This is a genomic window from Corynebacterium pseudopelargi (genome assembly GCF_003814005.1).
Classification (GTDB): domain Bacteria; phylum Actinomycetota; class Actinomycetes; order Mycobacteriales; family Mycobacteriaceae; genus Corynebacterium; species Corynebacterium pseudopelargi.
Genome location: NZ_CP033898.1, coordinates 1,748,140 through 1,771,105, shown reverse-complemented (window position 1 = coordinate 1,771,105; position 22,966 = coordinate 1,748,140). Strand labels below are relative to the sequence as shown.

At 57.1% G+C, this 22,966-nt stretch carries 27 protein-coding genes, 1 tRNA gene and 1 other RNA gene; 20 read left to right on the top strand and 9 right to left on the bottom strand.

All coding sequences use genetic code 11. The features are described from left to right. The first annotated feature begins 29 nt into the window (after positions 1–29). A tRNA-Met gene (locus tag CPPEL_RS08285) sits at positions 30–103 on the top strand. Positions 104–204: 101 nt separating this feature from the next. On the opposite strand, the gene CPPEL_RS08280 is transcribed toward CPPEL_RS08285, so the two are convergent. The 4 genes from CPPEL_RS08280 to CPPEL_RS08265 form a co-directional block, all read right to left on the bottom strand. Beyond that, positions 205–483: a hypothetical protein gene (locus CPPEL_RS08280; RefSeq protein ID WP_123960668.1), complete on the bottom strand. Its 279-nt coding sequence runs from the start codon at positions 481–483 to the stop codon at positions 205–207. A gap of 331 nt (positions 484–814) precedes the next feature. Then, entirely contained in the window at positions 815–1,507 is a 693-nt protein-coding gene (locus CPPEL_RS08275) for a hypothetical protein (protein ID WP_123960667.1), read from the bottom strand. Between the two features lie 206 nt (positions 1,508–1,713). Next, positions 1,714–2,193, bottom strand: coding sequence for a hypothetical protein (locus CPPEL_RS08270; RefSeq protein WP_123960666.1), 480 nt, complete (start codon positions 2,191–2,193; stop codon positions 1,714–1,716). Positions 2,194–2,229: 36 nt separating this feature from the next. Beyond that, positions 2,230–2,895: a fasciclin domain-containing protein gene (locus CPPEL_RS08265; protein WP_123960665.1), complete on the bottom strand. Its 666-nt coding sequence runs from the start codon at positions 2,893–2,895 to the stop codon at positions 2,230–2,232. Between the two features lie 124 nt (positions 2,896–3,019). Here CPPEL_RS08265 and CPPEL_RS08260 point away from each other — a divergent pair, with 124 nt between their 5' ends. The 7 genes from CPPEL_RS08260 to CPPEL_RS08230 all read left to right on the top strand — a co-directional run bounded on the left by CPPEL_RS08260 (position 3,020) and on the right by CPPEL_RS08230 (position 9,557). Continuing rightward, complete coding sequence (locus CPPEL_RS08260) at positions 3,020–3,574, top strand: sigma-70 family RNA polymerase sigma factor (protein WP_164470403.1); 555 nt, start codon at positions 3,020–3,022, stop codon at positions 3,572–3,574. Continuing rightward, positions 3,571–4,242: an anti-sigma factor gene (locus CPPEL_RS08255; protein WP_123960663.1), complete on the top strand. Its 672-nt coding sequence runs from the start codon at positions 3,571–3,573 to the stop codon at positions 4,240–4,242. The genes CPPEL_RS08260 and CPPEL_RS08255 overlap by 4 nt, the downstream gene beginning before the upstream one ends. 432 nt (positions 4,243–4,674) lie before the next feature. After that, a complete protein-coding gene (locus tag CPPEL_RS08250) occupies positions 4,675–6,156 on the top strand; it encodes a methylmalonyl-CoA carboxytransferase subunit 5S (protein WP_123960662.1) in 1,482 nt (493 codons plus the stop codon). A gap of 15 nt (positions 6,157–6,171) precedes the next feature. Then, positions 6,172–7,728 carry an acyl-CoA carboxylase subunit beta gene (locus CPPEL_RS08245; protein ID WP_123960661.1) on the top strand — a complete coding sequence of 519 codons (1,557 nt, stop codon included), beginning with the start codon at positions 6,172–6,174 and terminating at the stop codon, positions 7,726–7,728. Positions 7,729–7,737: 9 nt separating this feature from the next. Then, the gene (locus tag CPPEL_RS08240) at positions 7,738–7,995 is read left to right on the top strand and encodes a hypothetical protein (RefSeq protein WP_188358293.1); all 258 of its coding nucleotides are present in this window, start codon (positions 7,738–7,740) and stop codon (positions 7,993–7,995) included. Positions 7,996–8,029: 34 nt separating this feature from the next. Beyond that, positions 8,030–8,389, top strand: coding sequence for a biotin/lipoyl-containing protein (locus CPPEL_RS08235; protein ID WP_123960660.1), 360 nt, complete (start codon positions 8,030–8,032; stop codon positions 8,387–8,389). Positions 8,390–8,531: 142 nt separating this feature from the next. Next, positions 8,532–9,557, top strand: a complete 1,026-nt coding sequence (locus CPPEL_RS08230) for a S1 family peptidase (protein ID WP_245990423.1) — start codon at positions 8,532–8,534, stop codon at positions 9,555–9,557. A gap of 49 nt (positions 9,558–9,606) precedes the next feature. Here CPPEL_RS08230 and hisN read toward each other — a convergent pair whose 3' ends face one another. Beyond that, positions 9,607–10,392: a histidinol-phosphatase gene (hisN, locus tag CPPEL_RS08225; RefSeq protein ID WP_123960659.1), complete on the bottom strand. Its 786-nt coding sequence runs from the start codon at positions 10,390–10,392 to the stop codon at positions 9,607–9,609. Positions 10,393–10,669: 277 nt separating this feature from the next. Further along, positions 10,670–11,524, bottom strand: coding sequence for an inositol monophosphatase family protein (locus CPPEL_RS08220; protein ID WP_123960658.1), 855 nt, complete (start codon positions 11,522–11,524; stop codon positions 10,670–10,672). A gap of 59 nt (positions 11,525–11,583) precedes the next feature. Between CPPEL_RS08220 and prfB the strand changes: the two genes are divergently transcribed. Further along, the gene (prfB, locus tag CPPEL_RS08215; RefSeq protein ID WP_123960657.1) at positions 11,584–12,681 is read left to right on the top strand and encodes a peptide chain release factor 2; all 1,098 of its coding nucleotides are present in this window, start codon (positions 11,584–11,586) and stop codon (positions 12,679–12,681) included. A gap of 30 nt (positions 12,682–12,711) precedes the next feature. Here the strand turns inward: prfB and CPPEL_RS08210 are convergent, their stop codons facing one another. Next, positions 12,712–14,310: an AbgT family transporter gene (locus CPPEL_RS08210; protein WP_123960656.1), complete on the bottom strand. Its 1,599-nt coding sequence runs from the start codon at positions 14,308–14,310 to the stop codon at positions 12,712–12,714. 179 nt (positions 14,311–14,489) lie between these two features. On the opposite strand from CPPEL_RS08210, the gene ftsE reads away from it, so the two are divergent. From ftsE to ssrA, 7 genes are all read left to right on the top strand, one after another. After that, on the top strand, positions 14,490–15,179 hold the full coding sequence (ftsE, locus tag CPPEL_RS08205) for a cell division ATP-binding protein FtsE (protein ID WP_123960655.1): 690 nt from the start codon (positions 14,490–14,492) through the stop codon (positions 15,177–15,179). Positions 15,180–15,200: 21 nt separating this feature from the next. Beyond that, the gene (ftsX, locus tag CPPEL_RS08200; protein ID WP_123933405.1) at positions 15,201–16,103 is read left to right on the top strand and encodes a permease-like cell division protein FtsX; all 903 of its coding nucleotides are present in this window, start codon (positions 15,201–15,203) and stop codon (positions 16,101–16,103) included. A gap of 18 nt (positions 16,104–16,121) precedes the next feature. Then, positions 16,122–16,613 (top strand): SsrA-binding protein SmpB, encoded by a 492-nt coding sequence (gene smpB / locus CPPEL_RS08195; RefSeq protein WP_123933406.1) that lies wholly within the window; start codon positions 16,122–16,124, stop codon positions 16,611–16,613. Then, positions 16,610–16,969 (top strand): DUF488 domain-containing protein, encoded by a 360-nt coding sequence (locus CPPEL_RS08190; RefSeq protein WP_123960654.1) that lies wholly within the window; start codon positions 16,610–16,612, stop codon positions 16,967–16,969. The genes smpB and CPPEL_RS08190 overlap by 4 nt, the downstream gene beginning before the upstream one ends. A 380-nt stretch (positions 16,970–17,349) precedes the next feature. Then, positions 17,350–17,556 (top strand): hypothetical protein, encoded by a 207-nt coding sequence (locus tag CPPEL_RS08185; protein ID WP_123960653.1) that lies wholly within the window; start codon positions 17,350–17,352, stop codon positions 17,554–17,556. 219 nt (positions 17,557–17,775) lie between these two features. Next, positions 17,776–18,228, top strand: a complete 453-nt coding sequence (locus tag CPPEL_RS08180) for a hypothetical protein (protein WP_123960652.1) — start codon at positions 17,776–17,778, stop codon at positions 18,226–18,228. 88 nt (positions 18,229–18,316) lie between these two features. Then, positions 18,317–18,695, top strand: a transfer-messenger RNA (tmRNA) gene (gene ssrA / locus CPPEL_RS08175). 193 nt (positions 18,696–18,888) lie between these two features. On the opposite strand, the gene CPPEL_RS11165 is transcribed toward ssrA, so the two are convergent. Together CPPEL_RS11165 and CPPEL_RS08165 are read right to left on the bottom strand one after the other, a co-directional pair. After that, positions 18,889–19,236 (bottom strand): hypothetical protein, encoded by a 348-nt coding sequence (locus tag CPPEL_RS11165; protein ID WP_164470401.1) that lies wholly within the window; start codon positions 19,234–19,236, stop codon positions 18,889–18,891. A 103-nt stretch (positions 19,237–19,339) separates the two neighbouring features. After that, entirely contained in the window at positions 19,340–19,594 is a 255-nt protein-coding gene (locus tag CPPEL_RS08165; protein ID WP_123960650.1) for a hypothetical protein, read from the bottom strand. Between the two features lie 1,377 nt (positions 19,595–20,971). On the opposite strand from CPPEL_RS08165, the gene CPPEL_RS08160 reads away from it, so the two are divergent. The 4 genes from CPPEL_RS08160 to CPPEL_RS08145 all read left to right on the top strand — a co-directional run bounded on the left by CPPEL_RS08160 (position 20,972) and on the right by CPPEL_RS08145 (position 22,962). Next, positions 20,972–21,346 (top strand): tyrosine-type recombinase/integrase, encoded by a 375-nt coding sequence (locus CPPEL_RS08160; protein ID WP_123960649.1) that lies wholly within the window; start codon positions 20,972–20,974, stop codon positions 21,344–21,346. Positions 21,347–21,673: 327 nt separating this feature from the next. Beyond that, entirely contained in the window at positions 21,674–22,018 is a 345-nt protein-coding gene (locus tag CPPEL_RS08155; protein WP_123933409.1) for a hypothetical protein, read from the top strand. Positions 22,019–22,321: 303 nt separating this feature from the next. Then, positions 22,322–22,666: a hypothetical protein gene (locus CPPEL_RS08150; protein ID WP_123960648.1), complete on the top strand. Its 345-nt coding sequence runs from the start codon at positions 22,322–22,324 to the stop codon at positions 22,664–22,666. A gap of 104 nt (positions 22,667–22,770) precedes the next feature. After that, positions 22,771–22,962, top strand: coding sequence for a hypothetical protein (locus CPPEL_RS08145; protein WP_123960647.1), 192 nt, complete (start codon positions 22,771–22,773; stop codon positions 22,960–22,962). Positions 22,963–22,966 lie beyond the last annotated feature (4 nt).

The window sequence follows — 22,966 nt, the reverse complement described above, 5'->3', positions numbered from 1 at the left end:
ACAGGGCAGTAATGCTCACAGCAATGCAGCGCGGGGTGGAGCAGCTCGGTAGCTCGCTGGGCTCATAACCCAGAGGTCGTAGGTTCGAATCCTGCCCCCGCTACTAATCCGGAACCCTCGGTTTGCGAAAGTGAACCGGGGGTTTCTTGCTGTGCACTTACTTTTCGGGGGAGTAGATTCTGCCAACACTGGCGAGCAACAGTGCTAGTCCATCTCCTGCATCCGCTTGATACGGATCGGTTCTAAGAACATCTCGTTGGCCGCGAGCTCCTTCGCTTGGCGCATGACTCGTTCGTGCATCGCCATCCACTCTTCCCCGTTGTCGAACAGTTCCTGGCCTGGATGGTATTGCTCCCACTTCTGGGTGTAGCTCTCCTGGAGCTCCAATCTAAGGTCCGAGATTCGATCGGTCAGTGCTTCCCATTGTTCCTCGACGTTGTCCTCCGTCGCTGGAATCCCCAGTACTTCCAACCATTGACTCACTAGCCCGGGTGATAGATACATGATTTGTCCTCCTCCTTAAACGTTGCTCCTTCAGAAAGTGCCTGGTCATCGGCATCATGTTTTGCTGCCGGTAGCCGCAAACTCGATTGGCTTGATCCTAACCAAGTAGGGCGCCCAACGTTGCGCTTTTGAGCCGCCGGATTCTCGCTGAGCCGAGTGGCTGAAAACATTGCGCATGTGGGCAGTGCCTCAATGTTCAAGCCCGGCGCATTGGCGGCGTTGGACGTCGAAAAGCGGTGCTGTTCGCGCATGAAAAGAAGCCTCCGCACTTTGGGTGCAGAGGCGTGAAGATGCTGGGTTGTCGCGGGTGTTACTTCACGGTGGTGGAGCCGATAGCGGGGAATACGGTGCAGACCTCGCCGTCTCGGTAGGCGGTCTTACCTGCGATGGCGGCGATTACGGGGCCTTGGCCGGTCTTGACCAGCTTGGAGGTCTGTGCGTTGATGCCTAGACCGAGGACAGAATCATCAAGATCATCGATGCCGCCCTTGAAGGTCTTCAGGTTGAGCCATGCCACCTTCATGTCGGTGCCTTTAGGTACGGGTGCGAGCTGATCTTCGCCTACAAAGATGTGGAAGAAGGCGTGGCCGTGGGGGATGTATGGATGGATCAGGTTGTTCTTGCCCAATACGCGCCCTGCGCCATTGTTGGGACCAGGCTGCACAGTTGCCCATGCGCCGGAGACTTTGAGGTCGCCAATTCCGCAGCCGAACACTGGAGCAGGAGCCCAGAACTCCTTCTTTTGGCTCTTGTCGCCCCACTTGGCGGCGGCGAATTCATCTTCTGATTCTGCATAGGGCAAGGCAGGAGCTTTTGCTTGTTCGAGCAGTGCCTTTACTGCCTCCTGGATTTCAGGGGATTGGGTCTGGGCGAGTTCGAGCAGTTGCTCAACGCTCAAGCCGGGTGCCTCGGAGGATACGGCGGTGGGCTCGGCCTGTGCCGGTTGCACGGTGCCGAATGCAAGGGCTGCTGCCGATGCGATTGCGAGCAGGGACTTTTTCATAGCTAGCACTCCTATTTGAGGGGAAGAGATGGAGGTATCTGAATTAAATATTGTCACAAAAGTAACATCAGTAACATCAGCACCAATTTTCGGGGGTAGAAATACTGCTACCCCCACCTCAATACTGCAATGAGCAGGCAGACCCTCGATAAAGCGCAATAACCCCCTCGAAGCACGATGGCTCGAAGGGGTTGCAGATGCAGTGTTTAGCGCAAGGACAGCGGCACCGTCACAGTGCTGCCATCAATGTTGGTGTAAGCAATGCAGCCGGTGAGGGTTTGGAAATCCCCTGCGAAACCCGCCTGGCCTTCGCATACCACTGGGGTGGTGCCGTCGATATGCACCATGGTGTTCGGGCCTGCAATGCCGATGGCAAGACCGGGGTTCACGCCGTGGGCCTCAACATGAGCACCTTCGCCAACGGCAATAGCAGCAGGGCCAGAAAGGTTGCTGGCATGAGCATTGGCCTTGCCGCCAAGGGCTGCGACGCTCAACGCGATGGCATCTTCGGCCTTTGCTCCGGCGTGGCCGTTCTCAATGTGCCAATCAGGCAGTGCGCCAGCGACGTCCACTCCCGGTGCGCTGGGTTGGATCCATGCATCCCAGGTGGCAGCCTGTGCAGCAGCAGGGGTCAGGATTGCTGCGCCGAAGACGGAAAGAGCGGCGATCTTGGTGGAACGGTTCATGGTGTTGTCTCCTTAGTAGATAGGAAAGTGTGGGGATTATTCGGCGGGGATGAGTACGGAGTCGATCAGGTACACCTGGGCATTTTCGGTAGGCACATTGCCGCAGCCGATGGTGGCGTCATTGACCTTCATCGGATCGCCGTCGGTGACTTCGAGGGTGGTGCCCTCAACGGTGGTGTGCTCGCCTACCACTGCGGAAAGATCTGCCTTGCCGTCTACGACGTGGTAGGTGAGGATCTTGCTGAGCAACTCAGGGTCGTTCTTGAGCTGCTCGATGGTCTCGGTGTCGAGCTTTTCAAATGCTGCGTTGATAGGCGCAAAGATGGTCCACTGACCATCTTTGATGGTGGCAATCAAATTCACATCGGGGTTCAGCTCCCCGGCAAGAGCCGAGGTGAGCGTGGAAAGCTCGGGGATATTGGGCAAGGCATCCACCACGTTTTGGGCGGAAATCACTTCAAGCGAAGCCGGGCCATCGGGGTGTGCATCGGCGTATGCCTGGCACAACGGCCCCTTGGGGCTATCTGCCGCCACTGCTTCCGTAGAGGTGGCGGCGGCGCTGGTTGAGCTCATCACAGCGGAGGTAGTGGCCTCAGAAGAAGCCGTGCTGTCCTCATCGCTGTTTGAACAAGCAGAAAGCAAGAGGGTCGATGCGGCCACAATGGCGGCTGCCGTCTTGGCGGTGCGTCGGTGTAGGTGCATGATGCTCCGATCAAATGTGGTCGAAATAAAGCAGCGGAGTGCTGCCTTCACACAGTGTTCGGAGCCACCCGGTGGGGTGGGTGGGTGTGTGGGAGAAAAAATTTTTTTGTGTACTGTTGTGCCCGTGCCAAGCCTTCAACTCGACGCGACTGAGCTGCTGCTCGCCACCGCCGGTGGTGACGTAGCAGCCTTTGAGCAGCTCTTCGGACTGCTGCACAAGCGCGTCTATGGGTTGGCGCTGCGAGTGGTAGTCGATCCGGCGCTGGCAGAAGACGTTGCCCACGAGGCCTTTTTATCGGTCTGGCACAGTGCCCATAGTTTTAATCCAGACAAAGGCTCGGCCGAAGGTTGGGTGCTGGCGATGGCGCATCGAAGGGCAGTGGATCTGCTTCGAAGCCGCCAATCTCAAAACCGCAGAACCGATACATTTACCCAACAAATGCAATCGACCGGGGCAGAAGAACCGGCAGATTCCAGGGCGCTGCAACTCGACGAGCACGCAGCGCTTGCCCAGTGCTTTGCAGGGCTTACGCTCAAACAACGTGAAGCTGTTACCTTGGCCTATTTCCAAGGCCTGAGCTACAAGCAGGTGGCAGAGCGCCTTGGCGCAACACATTCGGCAATTAAGACTCGACTACGAGACGCGATGGCGTCGTTAAGGAGGTGCATGGGCTCGTGAATAATCCACAACCTTCGCGTGAGGAGCTGGAGATGCTCGCGGCGCTTTCCGCCTTCGGGGCGCTGCCGGATGAGGAAGCACGCGACGTCGAAAAGCTAAAAGAACCAGAATTTGAACGCATGCGCGGCCAATTCCGCGATGTTGCTGCCGGGTTGAGCTCGGAGGCGGACATGCCTGATAGTGATGCTGCGTGGCGCAAACTCAAAGCCGACCTAACGCCCCAAGAAGTGCCTTCGATCAGCCGACGTAGAAAGCCCTGGTTTGCAGCAATCGCCGCTGCGGCTGCGCTTGTGGTGGGAGCCGTGGTGGTCGTGCCACAGCTTGGCAACGACGCCGAGCAGCAGCAATCCGTGCAGGCCGAAAAGGCCGTAGAAGTGCCCGTTGCCGGAGGTACCGTCACCCTGGAGTATGCGCCGGGCTCGAACCAAGCCAAGGTGTCCTTGCACAATGTTCCTGCTCCTCCCGCCGATCAGGCCTATCAGATGTGGTTGGTGGATGATCAGGGTGCGCAATCGGCAGGCGTGATGGAATCTGAGGAAATTGAGCCGGAGATGGAAGCCGAAATCAGCGGTGTGCGCCAGGCCAAGGCGTTTATGATCACCCAGGAACCCGCGGGTGGGTCCACCACGCCTTCCCAGGCCTTGCTCGAGGTGCCGCTCGAAGCCTAGGGGAGTAGGCGAGGAGGGGCTGGAAGCCCAAAAGGCAAACCCCTGCGCGCCTTCGGCGCGGTGCTCTCTTGGACTGCATCGCCGCCGGCTGAGATGCCCTCAGAAGTGTCCGCTGAGGCTCGGCAGAAGTGTCCGCTGAGGCTCCTGTCGAGCGCTCGACACCCCTGTGTTTGCCCGGATGCCCGCCTGCATGTCTGCCCAGATGCCCGCCCGGATAAGTCTTTCTGCGATCATGTCCGAACGGGCGTGAGCAAACTCATATATGCCCGATTCTGTGAGTAGTCGGTCATATTCAGACATTAAATCGCGTGTTCACGGGCGTAAAACAACATTCCCGAACGGTGTTCAATTCCCACATTTTGCGTGAATGTGACCTGAGTTGTAGCCTTCGCGGGCTGCAGTTAGCATCACATCCGCCTACATTTGATAAGCATGAGCCCACGAAAAATTGGAGTGACCGAAGTCGCTCTGCGCGACGCGCACCAGAGCCTATTCGCAACCCGCATGGCCATGGAAGACATGGTGGATGCCTGTGAGGATATTGATAAGGCCGGATTCTGGTCCGTGGAGTGCTGGGGCGGCGCCACCTTCGACGCCTGCATTCGCTTCCTCAACGAAGATCCCTGGGAGCGACTGCGCACCTTCCGCAAACTCATGCCGAATTCCAAGCTGCAGATGCTGCTTCGCGGCCAGAACCTCCTTGGCTACCGCCACTACGAAGACATGGTGGTAGACAAGTTCGCCGAGAAGTCCAAAGAAAACGGCATGGACGTCTTCCGTGTATTCGATGCACTGAATGATCCCCGCAACCTCGAGCGCGCCATGAACGCCGTGACCAAGGTAGATGGCCATGCCCAGGGCACCATCTGCTACACCGTTTCACCGCTGCACGACGTAGAAGGCTACGTCAAGCAAGCCGGACGCCTGCTGGACATGGGCGCATCTTCCATCGCGCTCAAAGACATGGCAGCCCTGCTCAAGCCGCAGCCCGCCTACGACATCGTCCGTGGCATCAAGGAAACCTACGGCGAAGATACGCAAATCAACGTCCACTGCCACTCCACCACTGGCGTGACGCTGGTGACGCTGATGAAGGCCATCGAGGCCGGCGCCGACGTCGTAGATACCGCCATCTCTTCGATGTCGCTTGGCCCAGGCCACAATCCCACCGAGTCCTTGGTGGAGATGCTTGAAGGCACCGACTACACCACCGATCTAGATATGGAGCGTTTGATCCATATCCGCGATCACTTCAAGCAGGTGCGCCCGAAGTACAAGGAATTCGAGTCGAAGACCTTGGTGGATACCAACATCTTCCTCTCCCAGATCCCCGGCGGCATGCTTTCTAACATGGAAAGCCAGCTCAACGCCCAGGGTGCAGGCGACCGCATCGACGAGGTCATGGAAGAAGTACCCCGCGTGCGCAAGGACGCAGGCTACCCGCCGCTGGTGACTCCCTCTTCGCAGATCGTGGGCACCCAGGCCGTGTTCAACGTGCTCATGGGCCGCTACAAGGTCATGACCGCCGAATTTGCCGACCTCATGCTCGGCTACTACGGCGAGACGATCGGCGAGCGCGACCCTGAGCTGATCAAGCAGGCCCAGGAGCAAACCAAGAAGGAAGCCATCACCGTTCGCCCGGCTGATCTGCTTGAGCCCGAGTGGGATCACCTGGTTGAAGAGGCCTCCAAGCTCGAAGGCTTCAATGGCACCGACGAGGACGTGCTCACCAACGCCTTGTTCCCCGGTGTTGCACCGAACTTCTTTAGAACCCGCGACGAAGGTCCAAAGAACGTGGGCAAGGATCCCGCCAAGCAGAAGAAGCGCGAGAACGAAGCCGTGCTTGAGCCCATCACCTACAAGGTCACCGTTGGTGGCCGTAGCCAGACCGTCAAGGTCGAGCCAGCCGAATAAGGAATATGACACGACATGAGTAACGAACCCACAATGTCCGATCGCCTTGAGCAACTGGCCGAGGCTCGCCACAAGGTTGAGCTCGGCGGTGGCCAGGCAAAGATCGACAAGCAGCACGAAAAAGGCAAGCTCACCGCCCGTGAGCGCATCGAGGCGCTTGTCGACGAAGGCACCTTCTACGAAACCGGCATGTTTGCCAAGCACCGCACCACGCACTTCGGCATGGACAAAGCCGATGCGCCCGCCGATGGTGTGGTCACAGGATCCGGCGCCGTCTTCGGCCGCCCCCTGCACATCGCTTCCCAAGACTTCACCGTCATGGGTGGTTCCGCAGGTGAAACCCAGTCCAACAAGGTAGCGGCCATGATGCAGGCATCCGCTACCACCGGCACACCTTTTGTGTTCATCAACGACTCAGGCGGAGCCCGCGTCCAGGAAGGCATTGATTCCCTTTCCGGCTACGGCAAGGTCTTCTACCAAAACGTGCTGCTGTCTGGTCTGGTGCCGCAGATCTCGATCATCGCAGGCCCTTGCGCCGGCGGTGCCGCGTACTCCCCGGCACTGACGGACTTCATCATCCAAACCCGCAAGGCCAACATGTTCATCACCGGCCCCGGTGTGATCAAGTCGGTCACAGGCGAGGACGTTACTGCAGAGCAGCTCGGTGGTGCCGATGCGCACATGACCAAGGCCGGCAATATCCACTTCGTTGCAGAAGATGATGAGCAGGCAATCCTGATCGCCCAGAAGCTGCTGAGCTTCCTTCCTCAGAACAACACTGAGGAACCCCCGGTGGTCAATCCCGATCCGATTGTCGAGCCCGATGAGTCTTTGCGCGACATCGTTCCCGTGGAAGGCAAGAAGGGCTACGACATCCGCGATATCATCACCCGCGTGGTCGACCGCGGCGACTTCCTTGAGGTGCAGGCAGGCTATGCCCAAAACCTCGTGGTTGGTTTTGCTCGCATCGTGGGCCGCACCGTCGGCATCATCGCCAACCAGCCCAATGTGATGTCCGGTGTGCTCGACATCAACTCCTCCGATAAGGGCAGCCAGTTCATCCGCTTCTGCAACGCCTTCAATATTCCGCTGGTGACCTTCGTGGACGTCCCGGGCTTTATGCCAGGCGTTGCCCAGGAACACGGTGGCATTATCCGCCACGGCGCGAAGATGCTCTACGCCTATTCGGCGGCATCGGTGCCGAAGGTGACCATCGAGCTGCGTAAGTCTTATGGTGGCGCGCACCTGGCCATGTGCTCCAAGGATCTTGGTGCAGACCGCGTCTATGCATGGCCTACCGCAGAGATTGCCGTCATGGGTGCCGAAGGCGCTGTCAATGTGGTCTTCCGCAAAGAGATTGAGGCCGCTGAGGATAAGGAAGCCAAGCGCCAGGAGCTCATCGAGCTCTACCGCGAGACGTTCTCTACCCCCTATATGGCCGCCTCGCGCGGGCTTGTCGACGACATCATCGACCCCGCCGAAACCCGCATGCACATCGCCAATGCCCTCGAGGTGCTGAGCAATAAGCGCGTGACGCGCCCCGCGAAGAAGCACGGCCTGGGTCCGGTGTAAGGAGCAGCCATGGAAATGAGCAACGAGCAACTGCTCGAATTGGTACAAGGTCTGAGCCAGCGTTTGGATGTGGCAGAAAAAGAAATTGCCGAACTACGCAAGCGTTCAGACGCCTCCATCCCAGAAGACGTCGTGCTGGCCATCTCGGCTGCAGTAAGCGCCTTCTTGGGTAATAGAGGCAAGATCAAGGCCGTGAAGTACTCGCGTCACCGCACGTGGGCGGCTCAGGGCCGACAGAACGTTCAGCTCCACATTCCGCAGCTCTAAGCGGAATCGGCGAAACTTCAACACAAGGAAGAACATGAAACTTAATGTGACAGTCAATGGCATTGCCTACTCTGTCGAAGTCGAGGTCGAAGAGGAGCAGCGTCAACTCGGATCGATCGTCTTCGGCGGCTCTAGCCAAACCCATAGCGAACCCTCCAACGCCTCCGTGCAAGGTGTTTCCGCCAACGCCGTGGTGGCTCCGCTTGCCGGCTCCGTATTTAAGGTGCTGGTCAATGAGGGCGACACCATCGAGGCTGGCCAGGTCCTGTTGATCCTCGAAGCCATGAAGATGGAAACAGAGATCACCGCACCTTCCGGCGGCACCGTGGGCGCAATCCATGTGGAGGTAGGCGACTCGGTCCAAGGTGGCCAAGCACTGGTCGAAATCGACTAAGCCAACCTGCACCACACGAAAGCCGCACCTTTGGGTGCGGCTTTTTAACCGGCCCCCACCCCCGCTACGACTATCGAAGTGCGCATTGGTGGCGTAGCATGGCCTTGACTACTTTCTCACTCAAAGGAAAAGGATTCCCTTTATGGCTTCACGCTTGATGCGCCGCGTCGCTATCGCCTGCGGCACCCTGGCACTGGCCGGCACCCTGGCAGCTCCAAATGCCATGGCCCAGTCCAGCGATCAGCTCAGCCAACAAGTGTTGGCACCGCTGGCTCAACTCAACCCCGAGGTAGCAGGGCAAGTAGAGGCAGCCTTGGATCAAGCCCAGCTTGGATCTTCGGCCACCTTAGAAGAACAAATTGCTGCCCTCGCCGAGCAATTCCCGGTCGAAACCCCCTTTGAGCTCGAGCCTTTGCCCAACGGCCCTTTCTACCAGTGGACTAACGATCCTTTTTCTAAGGTCATGGCACTGCAGACTGGCCCCGTGCTTCACCGCGTAACCGGATCCTTCTTCCATGGCCCGGATGTGCCGCAGGTTGCTCGCGATGCTCACGCCCGCGGCACCACCTTGTATGGCCCAGGTACACCGATCCTGGTCAATGACGAAAGCATGTGCACCGTTGCTGTCACTGGCACCGATGCCCAGGGGCGCAAGCTCGCCATTACCGCCGGGCACTGCGGTGAAGTTGGCCAACCCATCAAGAGCCTTGATGCGGTGCAGCTTGGCAATAACGCCCCCTCTGGCACCATCGTGCGCAAGGGCCAAGACCTTGATTATGCAGTGATTGAGCTGGGCCCCAACACCGAGATCACCAGCGAATACTATCCAGGTGTTGCCGTGCACGCCGTGGGTGCAGAACCGCGCGCACTCGACACGGCCTGCAAGCAAGGTGTTGCCAGCAACAACTCCTGCGGCCCGGTGCTGCTCAGCGATCCAGAGTTTGCTATCTCGCATGTGTGCGCACGCCCCGGTGATTCCGGCGGCCCGCTGATCGAAGGCGACCGCGTAGTCGGCATCATCTCCGGTGGCATCATCCCCACCGAACTTGCTGCCTGCAACACCCCGCTGCAAGGCCCGCTGCATTCGCCCACTGCCACGGTGAATATGGAAGCCGTACTGCGTGACCTCAACACCGGTGGAGCAGGCGTAGGTTTCCAACCCGCCTAAAAGCTCTACAAAAAGAACAATGCCCTGCCTTTTGAGCAGGGCATTTTCGCTATGGGTTCACAATATTTAGGCTTGCTTGGTGCAAGAGGCCATTGGAGGCAATGGCATCGCCACCGTGTGGTCCGGGCTTGCCGCCAAGCGAGCTAAAGGTACCACCGGCTTCTTCTACCAGGATTGCCAGGGGAGCGAGATCCCACAGGGATACTTCCGGTTCTGCTGCGATGTCCACAGCGCCTTCTGCCACCAGGCAGTAGCTGAAGAAATCGCCAAAACCACGCAAACGCCACGTTTCGCGCGAAAGCTGCTCGATATTGCCCAGCAAGTCGCGAGCCTCCCAGCCTTCTAAGGAGGAAAGCGATACGGAGGCATCTTCAAGCTTGGCCACCTTGGATACGCTAAGGCGCTTCGGTGAGCCACCAGCAAAGCTGCGCCAAGCACCTGCATCTTCAGCAGCCCACCACCTGCGCGCAAGTGCCGGTGCAGACACCACACCGGCAACGGGGCGGCCATCTTCAAGCAAGGCAATCAGCGTTGCCCACACCGGCACACCGCGCACAAAGTTCTTGGTGCCATCGATAGGGTCAATCACCCATTGGCGCCCCTCAAAGGACACATCGCCGCCAAATTCCTCTCCAAGCACGGCATCGGCTGGGCGCTGTTCCTGCAAAAGGCCACGCAGTTTTTCTTCTACCGCGAGATCGGCATCGCTGACCGGCGTCATGTCCGGCTTGGAGTCGATGCGCAGATCCGAGGCTTCGAAGCGCTCCATGGTGATGGCATCGGCTGCGTCGGCAAGCTCTAAAGCAAAGGCAAGATCATCGGCAAAATTGCTCATAGAGGCCATCCTATCTGTGACCAAAGGTGATCGCGGGCGAACGGGTGCCTAGCGTGCCTGACAAAATTCATGGGCAATCCATGACGAATGACCTATGTGGCCAAGCAGCCTGCCAGGTTGGATCAACGGCATGGACACAGCAATTTCTCTTCTTGGAGTAAGGAAGTGCTTCCGCGCTGGGAACACTCGGCATAAGAAGCACCAAACGCAGGCCAGTAACCGTTGTGAGGCCGCGCGTCGTGCACGCGATAACGGCTGGCTCTAGTGCTTTGAGGCGCTATGCAGTCAGCGCTGCTTGTGCTTCGCGTACTGCCTGCGCATTGCCGGCAATGCACCACGTAACTCCGCCTGCCTCGACTTTTTCACAGGCGCCACCGGCACCTTCTACGAGTGCGCGGCCCGGCAGCCAATCCCAGTCATGCACGCTGTGTTGCATCCATACGCCAATGCGGCCTTCGGCAACACCGGCAAGATCAACTGAGGCGGCGCCAAACATACGCAAGGTAGCGCATGCGGTCGCGACCTTAAGCCAGGCTTCGCGCACCTCGTCTTTGGCAAGGAAGGTGGGGTGAATATAGGTGCCCAGCGAGATATCGGCCAGTGGGGCACTGTCAAGCTTTGGTAGTGCTTTGCCATCGCGGGTGGTGGGTAGATCCTTGCCACCTAGCCAGGTGTAGCCAAGATCTGCGCGGTGGACTGCACCTAGGTGGAGTACTTCTGGGTCGGAAGGATCACCGCTTACTAGGGCTAGGGCGGAGCACCAATAATCGCCACCGGTGGTGAAGTTGAAGGTGCCGTCTACTGGGTCTACTACCCAGATCCGGCCCGATGTGCCTTGTTGGTTGGTGCCTTCTTCACCGATCACGCCATCTTCGGGGCGCAAGAGCGCGAGGGCGGTGTGGATGAACGATTCGGCAGCGCGGTCGGCTTCTGTTACCACGTCGGAGATGGAAGTCTTTTCTTCCACCTGCACACCTTGGTCACGCATGCGCCAGGCCAGGCGGCCGGCATTAAACACCAGTGCCTGGGCGATCTGTGCATCGCTGCGCCCCTCGTGCGAGACGGCGAAAGTCTTGGCAAGGGCGGGGATCATTTCCGCCACGGAGGTTGGGGCTTCGTTCTGGCTCGACATGGCTACCATTGTGCAACACAAGCGAAAGCGCTTCGAGTTAAGCGCTAGACTTTGTGCTCATGCGACCTGATATTCAGCAAACGCTCAGCGATTTAGATGCCACCCTCACCACTATTGAGAAGGTGATGGATCCTGAAGAGATTGCTACTCGCGCGCGTGAGCTTGAGCAACAGGCGGCAGACCCCCAATTGTGGGATGATCCCGAGCACGCGCAGCAGGTAACCCAAGAGCTTTCCATGCAACAGGCCAAGTTGAAAAAGCTCACTGCTTTGCGCCAGCGCCTCGATGACGTGCCGGTGATGTATGAGTTGGCCGAGGAAGAAGGCGAAGATACCGCCTTGGCCGATGAGGAACTGCAAGATCTTGAGCAGGAAATCCAAACGCTTGAGGTCAAGACCATGCTGTCGGGCGAATACGATGCCCGCGAGGCCGTGGTGAATATTCGCTCAGGCGCCGGTGGTGTGGATGCCGCCGATTGGGCAGAGATGCTTATGCGCATGTACACCCGTTGGGCTGAGAAAAACGGCCTCAAGGTTGAGGTGTACGACATTTCCTATGCAGAAGAAGCCGGCATTAAGTCGGCCACCTTCGTGGTGCATGGCGAATACATGTATGGCCAGCTTTCGGTTGAGCAGGGCGCGCACCGCTTGGTGCGTATTAGCCCCTTTGATAATCAAGGCCGCCGCCAGACTTCCTTTGCCGAGGTAGAGGTGCTGCCCGTGGTGGAGCAGACCGACCATATCGAGGTTCCCGATAATGAGATCCGCGTGGATGTCTATCGTTCTTCAGGTCCTGGTGGGCAGTCGGTCAATACCACCGACTCTGCTGTTCGTCTGACCCATATTCCCACTGGCATCGTGGTGACCTGCCAGAATGAGAAGTCTCAGATTCAGAATAAGGCTGCGGCCATGCGCGTGCTGCAGGCGAAGCTGTTAGAGCGTAAGCGCCAAGAAGAACGCGCCGAGCTGGATGCTCTCGGCGCGGGTGGTAATGCTTCTTGGGGTAATCAGATGCGTTCTTATGTGCTGCATCCCTACCAGATGGTCAAGGACCTGCGCACAAATTATGAGGTCAATGATCCTCAAAAGGTCCTTGATGGGGACATCGACAAGTTCCTCGAGGCCGGGATCCGCTGGCGCATGGCGCAGGATTCCTAGCCCCTAGCTTGTCGACGCCCCACCGTCGCTCTAGGCAGGGTAGGTGGTGGGAGTGCCTGGGCCGATCGGGATGCCAAGGGCATACCAAATGACGAAGAAGAGGAACCAGCCCACCAACATGGCAATGGAGTAGGGCAGGGCGAGCGACATCAACGTGCCCACGCCGGCGCGTTTGTAATAGCGCTGCAAGAAGGTGAGCGCCAGGGCAAAGTAGGGGCTCATCGGGGTGATGATGTTGCTGGGGCTATCACCAATACGGAAGAGCATCTGCGATACCTCTGGTGAGACGTGCACGTACATCATCATCGGCACGATCACTGGGGCCATGAGTGCCCACTGGGCCGAACCGGAGGTGATGAAGATATTGAGCAGTGCGACCATCAGCACCAATGCTGCGAAGAGGACATAGACGGGCAGATCCCATTGCTGGAGCAACTCCGAGCCCTTAATAGCAGTCCAGATGCCCAGGTTGGACCATTGGAACCATGCCAGGAACTGCGCCACGGCGAAAAAGAGCACGATCATCGGCAGCAGGGTTTTTAAGCCTTTGGCCATGAACTCCGGAATGTCGGCGGCTTTGGTGATGGTTCCTGCGACCACGCCGTAGACGATGCCGAGGATGAAGAAGATGCCGGCGATCGGGATGGCCACGGATCGGATGAGCGGGCCTTCCAATGCGCCTTCTGGTGAATACAAGGGAGAGGCGGGCCAGAACATCAAGATGAAGTAGGCGGCGGTACTCAGCACGGCTGCAAGGAGGGTGAACCACAAGGCGCGAACCTCTTGGGGTTCGAGCTTGATTTCCTCTTTGAGCTCTTCTTCTGATTGCTCAGCGGGTGCGGTGGCGCTTTCTTTGAAGGTGAGTTCGGAGTAGTCCAGATCGTCGTGATCGACGAGTTCTCGGGCCTTGTTCTTAATAAACAGCTCAGTCACCGCGGTGATGATCAAGGCCAACACAATGGAAGACGCCACCACGAAGAAGTAGTTCGCCAGCGGTGAGACCTCGTAGTTTTCGTCGACAAGCTGGGCAGCAGAAGTACTGATGCCGCCGAGCAGGACGTCGGTGATGTTCAAAATGAGCGAGGCATTAAACCCGGCGGAAGACGCGGCGAAGGCGACCATGGCGCCCACGATGGGGGACCGGCCGAGGGCGCGGAAGCTCATTGCGCCAAGCGGAATCAAAATGACGTACACGGCATCGGAGGCAATGGAACCGGTGACACCTGCCAAGGCCACAGCGAAGGTGAGGGTGGTGGGGCCGACTTTGGCCACCATGGCTCGAACCAGGGCGCTAATCAGCCCTGTGTGTTCGGCGACCGCTACGCCCAACATGACCGTGAGGATCACGCCAAGGGGAGGAAAGTCGGTGAAGTTCTTGATGGCATCGGTGACCATTCTGGTGATGCCCTCGGAGGTGAGCAGGTTGCTGACCTCGATTTTTTCACCACTTTGAGGGTCTGTGGCGCTCATGCCGATGGTGGAACCGATCCAACTGCTGATCGCCACGACGCCGGCAAGAATGACGAAGAGCCAAAAAGGGTCGGGCAGTTTATTGCCGATTCTTTCGATCACTCCGAGCAGGCCGCTGGCGCGCTGCGGGGAGGGATCCTTGGTTTTGGTTTGAGTCATGAGGACCTTCGGGTTGAGGGACAATCCTGACCAAGGCTAGCAGTTAGTGAGTTGAGTCTCATCGAAGTTTGAGGCTTGGAGAAGATTGGCAAGGTGAGTGCACCCTTAGTGAAAGAGATTTCGCCACATGGGTCACACCAGCTTCATTCGTCACAGGGCTTTCGCTAAGGTGGGAAGCCGTGATCACCTTTTCGCACGTCACCAAGTCCTACAAGACCTCCACGCGCCCAGCGTTGGACGATATTTCGCTGCACATCGAAAAAGGCGAGTTCGTGTTCTTGATCGGCCCGTCTGGCTCGGGCAAGTCCACCTTCTTGCAGCTCATGATCCGCGAAACCAACCTCTCATCGGGGGATCTCCACCTTGGCGATTTCCACGTGAACAAACTGCGCGGCAAGCAGATCAACCAACTGCGCCAGCGCATCGGCTACGTGTTTCAGGACTTCCGCCTGCTGCAGCAAAAAAATGTCTACGACAACGTGGCGTTTGCCCTCGAGGTGATTGGCACACCAAAAGACAAGATCAACCGGCTTGTGCCAGAAACCCTCGAGCTGGTGGGCTTAAGTGGAAAAGAACACCGCATGCCCCAAGAACTCTCCGGCGGCGAGCAACAGCGCGTGGCCATCGCGCGTGCCTTTGTCAACCGCCCGCTCGTCTTGCTTGCCGACGAACCAACCGGCAACCTCGACCCGGAGACCTCCGATGGGATCATGTTGTTGCTCAACCAGATCAACCGCACAGGCACCACCGTGATCATGTCCACCCACAATGCACGGGCCGTGAACGACATGCGACGACGCGTGATCGAACTCAACCTGGGCAAGCTGGTGCGCGACGATGCCCACGGCGTGTACGGCGAAGCGAAATAACAAAGGGAAGGCGAAAACACGATGAAACAAGGATTTGTCTTCCGCGAAGCATTCCGCGGCCTCGGACGCAACATCACCATGACCATCGCGCTCGTGATCACCACCGCGATTTCCCTAGCGCTGCTGGCCACCGGTTTCTTGGTTACCAACATGACCGAGCGAACCAAAGAGATCTACCTCGACCGCGTAGAAGTCATGGTGCAGTTCAATGAGGAGATCTCAGCCAACGACAAAGACTGCTCCACCAAAGACTGCCAGGAAGTACGCGACAAGCTCCAAGCCTCCGATGGCGTAGAAAGCGTGACCTTCCGATCCCGCGAACAAAGCTATGAGCGCTTTGTAGAGGTATTCCAAGACACCGACCCGCTGCTGGTAGAAGAAACCTCCCGCGACGCGCTCCCAGCGGCCTTGCACGTGCGCTTGAAAGATCCACTCGATACCGAACCCCTGGATGCCGTTCGCGACATGAAGCAGGTCGATACCATCGTGGATCAGGTCGATGATCTTCGAGGTGCCACCGATAACCTCGACTCCATCCGCAACGCCACCTTCCTCTTCGCCGCCATCCAGGCCATTGCCGCGATCTTCCTCATCGTGAACATGGTGCAGATCGCAGCATTTAACCGCCGCGAAGAAATCTCCATCATGCGCATGGTGGGTGCCTCGCGCTGGTACACCCAAGCACCATTCGTGCTTGAGGCTGTGATTGCCACCCTCATCGGTGCCGTGCTTTCCGGCGCAGCGCTATTCGGCGGCAAGGCATGGGTGATTGATAAAGCACTCAATGGTCTCTACGAATCTCAATTGATCGCCCGAGTCAGCAGCGCCGATATTTGGACAGTGCTGCCCGTTGTTGCCATCGTGGGCGTCATTTTTGCAGCGCTTACAGCCCAGGTGACCTTGCGTTGGTACGTGCGCAAGTAGAAGCGCTATCTTGGAGCAATGGCGAAAAAGAAGAAGGCAGCGAACTCAAACCCCGTGCTCGCAACCAACCGCAAGGCGCGCCACGATTACAAGATCCTCGATACCTTCGAGTGTGGCGTGGTGCTGCTTGGCACCGAAATTAAGTCCTTGCGCGAAGGTCGCGTCTCGCTGGTCGATGCCTTCGCCACCATTGATGAGGGCGAAGTCTGGCTGCGCCACCTGAATATTCCGGTGTATTCGCGCGGATCCTGGACCAATCACTCGCCTTATCGCACCCGCAAACTCCTGCTGCACCGACGCGAGATCGACTCGCTCATGGGCAAAGTACGCGATGGCAATAAGACCTTGGTGCCGCTCTCGCTGTACCTCAAGGATGGCCGCGTCAAGCTCGAACTAGCGCTGGCCCAAGGCAAGCAAGACTACGACAAGCGCGAAGACATCAAACGCCGCACCACCGAACGCGAAATTGTGCGCGAGGTGGGCCGCAAAATTAAAGGCATCAACGCATGAGATGCGAAAGGATCTACAGCGTTGTACACGGCGAAGCAACGGTGGACGGCACCGGCGTGATGGTGGATCGCTTATGGCCACGTGGGGTGTCTAAAGCAGAAACCAGCGAGTTTTTGTGGCTGAAAAACGTCGCGCCTTCCCCCGAATTGCGCAAGTGGTTCGATCACGACCCCAAAAAGTTTGAAGAATTTAGCAAGCGCTACCGCGAAGAATTAAACGCAAACGAATCTGAAGATCTGGAACGGCTGCTGAGCCTGGACGAGGCCACCTTGCTCTACGCGGCCAAAGACGCAGAACACAACCACGCGCTGGTACTGGCCCAGTGGTGCGTGGAGACGCAATCTCAAAACACCTGAATCTAGGCCTTAAGCACTGCTTGAATTAGATTGCGAACCAAACATCGAGTTGCTTTGCCTCTGCGCTTTTCATCGCCCTCATAAGGTGCAGTCGAGCAGAACTATACCCGCCCATCGCGTACTCGATCAGGCTCGCGGAGCTGAGGTGCACGTACTGGATGCACTTGGTGCTGCCACCTGCGGCAGCGGCAAGGATCTGAAATTTTCGCGGATCAATGCGAATGGCAACGGTGGCCTGGCGGCTTTCTTTCCTAGCGAAAAACGCAGACGCGCCCAGAGCAACAGCACGCAAGGCATAAAAGCTGCTAAGGCCAAAACGAGCTGCTCTCGCTGCCGGGGATCTCCACCCGACCCCTGGAACGGGTGATGAGGGCTATGCCATGTTGAAGCTGAATCGGCCCACCAAGTTGTGGGTGCTAAACGCTGATGGCTTCGGTTCTAAGACTGTGAACGCCACCTTGCTCAGCTCGGATAATCCCGGGCCGCAGTCGCGTATTCGAGGGCATCACGTGACGGTGCCACTAGGCCCACCACAGACCCGCGCATTTTCGGATGCCTCGATGCATCTAGACCAGCCACGTACTTAAAACCCGCAGGTAGTGGTTGAAACCAAACAGTGGTGTTGTTGCAAAAGGCGTGGTAATTTTCCATTAAAAATGGTCGAGCACCGTGATTTATGAGGAGGGATCATGCCCCGACAATCCCGGAAGGTAACACTCATAGCGTTGGCCTTAATTTGGCCCCTGGCAGCCTGCGGAAGCGGTGGAAACGAGCAGACAGATACATCGAGTGAGCAATCCACAGCGATGCGCAGCGAAAGTACCCCTGCAAGCACTTCCGCATCCAAAGAAGAACAGTCGGCTACAGCACAGGGCAACGACACAGAGAGTGCAGCACAGCTACAACGCTTTGAAGGCACCGTTCGTGTGCTCAACATTGATGAACTAGCTGCCATGCACCAAGAAGACCCAGAGGTCTTAGCCGGCATGGATGATGAGCATGTGGTGGTGCTCGTACTGGATACGCCTACGCAAGCAGATGTGCTCTATCCCCAAGAGCAAAAGATCCGTAAAGAAAAGATCTCTATGATTCTCATGGCTCAGGACTATCCGATTGACGGCGGCAAGGTGGCCTCCTTTGAGTCCATGGACGGCCAACACAAAACCATGCTGGTAAGTGCAGATAACCTCGTATTCCCCACGGATCAACGACCGCCAAAAGCCGAGCCGTTTGCCAGGGAATTTGAACTAGAACCCTAAAGGCCTTGCAGCCTATGGCGCACAAGGAGTAGTGTTGTGCTTCCTGCCGGGTGAGTGCAGCACAACTCCCGCACCCGGTAACGCACGAGGGGCTGACATGGTTTCGACTGCGTTCATTACGCCAGGGGAAGCGTGCCGGTGCAGGCTAGAGACCACCGTAAGCGTCGTAGCAAATTTATAAGCGCCGAGAACACTCAGCGCGACTACGCCCTCGCTGCCTAATTTGTAGCGACCGCGTGTCTGTCAGCCCAGGGTTGTCCCTGCTCTGGTGTCTGGCATCGACTAAGGGACTTGCCGTTGCATCGCGTTAGCGGGGTGCAACGGGACTCTTACCGCTAACTGGGCTCATCATCCGGAAGTGTTCGTCCTAGCCGGAGAGTCGAGTAAAGATCCAAGCGCGAACTGCGCACGGAGAAGCCCTGGCAAGGTGACGTAGGACCCGGGTTCAATTCCCGGCAGCTCCACAAATTGATAACCCCCGCTGGCCTGGTGTTTTGCCTGGTTAGTGGGGGTTTTTCTTGGGTGTAGCATGTGTGATGCTTAAGTCTGTTTAAGCCTGTTCTAGTCTCGCATGTCGTGGAAATGTCGTGGGATTACGGGATCATGGGGCGCATGAAGGTCAGCACCGATCACTCGTCTTGGGAGGGCACGAGGCGGGAATTACGCGCTCAGATGATTGCCCTTATCACCACCGCTCCCGATGATGAGACGTTGCTCAGGCTTGCGGCGGTGGCGTTGGACTGCCATAGACATCATGCCTACCGCTGGAGTGCCTCGACAGCGCGACAGGAATTTCACACGGAAATTCCTCCTGATCCACCATCCAGCCGCCTCCATTCCCCGAGCCCCATTGGAAACACCATCTTCAAGCACTGACTCGAGCATGACTCGCTCCTGACCCGTCAAAAACAGATCCCCATCCGGATTGCGAAACGACTTGGACTTCGACAGCGGCTCCGCCTGCTCGTGGGTGTTCTCCACATTGGTGGCGGTGTTTTCTTCCGACATGATCCCTCCTGGGTGATCTGATTTCGGGCATAAGAAAACCCCGCCACCACAAGACGTGGTGCGGGGTGGTGCCATGGTGGGGACTCGCACCCCACACACGTGGCTACTGCATGGCTGTTCGCGAGACAGAAACAGGGTTCTGAAGGAAAACGGGTTCCCAATCATAGATTCGTGGATCCGTAGCGCTGAGTTTCTCTACATGCCTGGTTTCTTTCCAAACAACGTAAGAAGTAAGACCTTCATACTCGGGATCATCAGGAGGTAATAAGAAAAACTCATCCGTTTCATAGCCCTGTGTGCTAATTCTGGCACCAAGGAACTCGCGACGGACAAGCTCAAAGGCTGCTTTGTAGTTCATGTTGACTCTCTTTTGACCACTGATTCTACACCAGCTTGTGGTCTAAATCCGTCTATCCTCGCCCACCGAATTGATCCTCTGACCGCGGCCTCTAGGTAGTCTTCAGCATCGATACGTTCGTTCTGTGGATTCAAGACTTTGACTCCTTCATCGTCTCTTTCCCAGGACATGACATGCGCTCCGGTCGTCTTAGCTGCTCTAATAAATCCGTAGGAGCCAACTGGGTATTCTTTCTCAAGTTTCTCCCGAACTTCAGCCCATCGAAGGGCGCCGTGTCCAGTATCGTTAGACTCCCACCTCGGGGAGTCCCCATTTTTGTTACGCCAGAAAATCGTGGAGTATTCAACTGGCGTCAGGGGCCCAGGATAGCTTTCGGAATGTCGTACTGCCCGGGAGCGGCGACAGAGTCATACTCAAGCTTCCGCAACGCATACGCATGAACACACCGGATGCGGTTCGGGTTGTCCCCAGTAGGATTCGCACCCTTGATCGGGTTCTTCATCCTCCGCTTCGAACCCTTACGAGAAAACCCAGCAAGTTTCCCCGGCGAAGCACCACGCTCAGCCTCATACACAAGCGACGAATACCATGCTGGATTCAAACCACCGCCAGCAACATAAAAAGCCCTGCGCGGGGGATCACCACAATCAATCCATGCGGGGCATACCAACCACCTACAACAGCAGCCATCAGCAGTAAGGATAGCCGATGGCCTCCATCAAAAAATATAAGACCGCCAAGGGCACGGCGTGGCGCGTCCAATACCGCTCACCCGACGGACGATCACGCAACAAACAAGGTTTCCAACCAAAACCGCGACTCAAGCGTGGGCTGATCCCATGGCCGTCGACATGCGCTCTGGTGACTGGCAACCACCAGAGCAGACCGCCGTCACAGTAGGGGAGCTTGATCGATCGGCTGTTCCACATCTCGGAGCGGAAACCATCATGGCAATCAAGGCTCAGAAGCGTTGCTGGTACACAGGCGCGCCCACGGTGGGGCGCAGTGAGAGCTACGGCAGTGCGCCAGTCGCAAGTGTGTGATTGACTTGCTGGCCTTGAGGCGCCAGATCATGCCAGCCTCGACCAAGACGGGGTGTGGGACGCTGCAATGAAGCCAATGAACGAACCGTCAAAACGACACTGTCTCACGCTTCTATCCGGTGCGGTTGATTTAGCGGTGGAAGACCAGGTGCTCAAGGCCAACCCGGTGAGCGGGTCCCCCTACCAAAGAAGGCAAAGGCGCCTCAGCGGTTTTTGACTGAGGTGGAGTTGATGGCGTTGGCGAAGGCGTCGAAGCACCCGGATGTGGTCTGGGTGCTGGGCACCACGGGGATGCGCATTGGCGAGCTGACTGGGCTGCAGGCGAGAGACATTGATGTGGTCGGGCGTCGTATCAGCATTGAGCGCAACGCGGTGCTGGTCGATAGCCTGTCAGTGGTGGGCACACCAAAAAACGGAGGAGCGCCGTGCGGTCACCGCGCAAGGGTTTGTGTTCGAGATGCTGGCGGAGCAGTGTCGGCTGAAGTTGCTGTCCGCGTGGGTGTTTTCTGATTCGACTGAGCCAATGAAGCAACCAGGGCCGGGGGAGTGGTTTGATCAGGCCGTGAATCATTGCGTGAAGGACGGACGGTTTAGCGTGCGGGTGACGCTGCATGATTTGCGGCATACCGCGGCGTCGTTGATGGTGGCCTCTGGCGCGAATGTGAAGGTGGTGCAGCGTCAGTTGGGGCATGCTTCGGCTACACGATGACGTTGGATACGTATTCGGCGCTGTTTGATGCGGATTTGGATGAGTTGGGCGCCCGGTTGGATGCGACGTTTTCGTGTGTCGTGTGATTGTCGCGGGGTTTTGGAAAACTGGCGTGTTTGTGCAGATAGGGGCGTTTTTGTTGCTGGGTTCAACGCCCGGCAGCTCAACGACTCAAGACCCCTGTTCCTAGCCTTGGCCTGGCCGATTGGGATCAAGTGGCTAGAGTTCTGAGTCTGGATCAAGCAAAGCGGTGCGTGATGATGCTGATGGTGGAAAAATGGTTCCTGTGGTTACAGAGGTTCGACCAATGGTGTGGAGGGCAGACACATGATGATGAAGATTCATCCCTACGTCGAGGTGCTCGAAACCACGGATACCAAGCTCACGGAAAAGCTCATCGAGGAATGGAGAAAAGAAACCGGCGCAACGGTGCCATTGTGGTTTGAGTTCTTCGATGATGAAGATTTGTTTTTAGTTCGAGCAACCATCGTCAACATGGATCACTTCCCCGAAGTAGATAGCCTTTTCCACTACATGTGTGAACATTCGGATCTGTCCCTACATCTGGACTGGGACGATACTCCAGAAACAACTACAGACTTCAAGATGCGTTATCTTGATCGACCATCGGGAGCGCCACACCCGGTACTTGAAGATCGATACAACTTTTAAGTAGTTTGCAGCGGACCCGGTTCGACTTTGACGGTCGCGCCGGTTTTCTCATGGGAAGATCCAGCTAGCAGCGGGCTAGAAAAACGATCAGGGGGTTCAACGCCCGGTAGCTCCACAAATCAAGACCCCTGTTCCTAGCAAGGAGCAGGGGTTTTCTCGTTTCTAGCCTTGGTCTGGCCGATTGGGATCAAGTGGCTAGAGTTCTGAGTCTGGATCAAGCAAAGCGGTGCGTGATGATGCTGATGGTGGAAAAATGGTTCCTGTGGTTACAGAGGTTCGACCAATGGTGTGGAGGGCAGACACATGATGATGAAGATTCATCCCTACGTCGAGGTGCTCGAAACCACGGATACCAAGCTCACGGAAAAGCTCATCGAGGAATGGAGAAAAGAAACCGGCGCCACGGTGCCTTTGTGGTTTGACTTTTATGACGATGAAAACTTGTTCGAGGTTCGAGCAACCATCGTCAACATGGAGCACTTCCCGGAAGTGGATAGCCTTTTCCACTACATGTGTGAACATTCAGATCTGTCGCTACATCTTGATTGGGATGAAACACCAACGCGCACCACAGATTTCGAGATGCGTTATCTTGATCGCCCATCAGGAGCACCACACCCAGTGCCAGAAGATCGATTCAACTTCTAATTAGTTTGCAGCGGACCCGGTTGGGCCTTGGCGGTCGCGCCGGTTTTCACATATGAAGATCCAGTTACGGACGAGTACTTCAACAAATGGCTAAGATCGAGGTCATGATCCTTCACAGTGGCCCTTATCGAATGATGTTTGATGAACACGTCCAACGGTTTATTGACGAGGGATACCCAGCTGAGGACGCACCTGAATATACGGAGATTATGTGTGCCGCAGGCTTCTTTGTCGCTACAGATCGACTCGATGAGTTCCCAGAACTCGATGAACCAAATCCCTTGATCACACTGTAAAGAA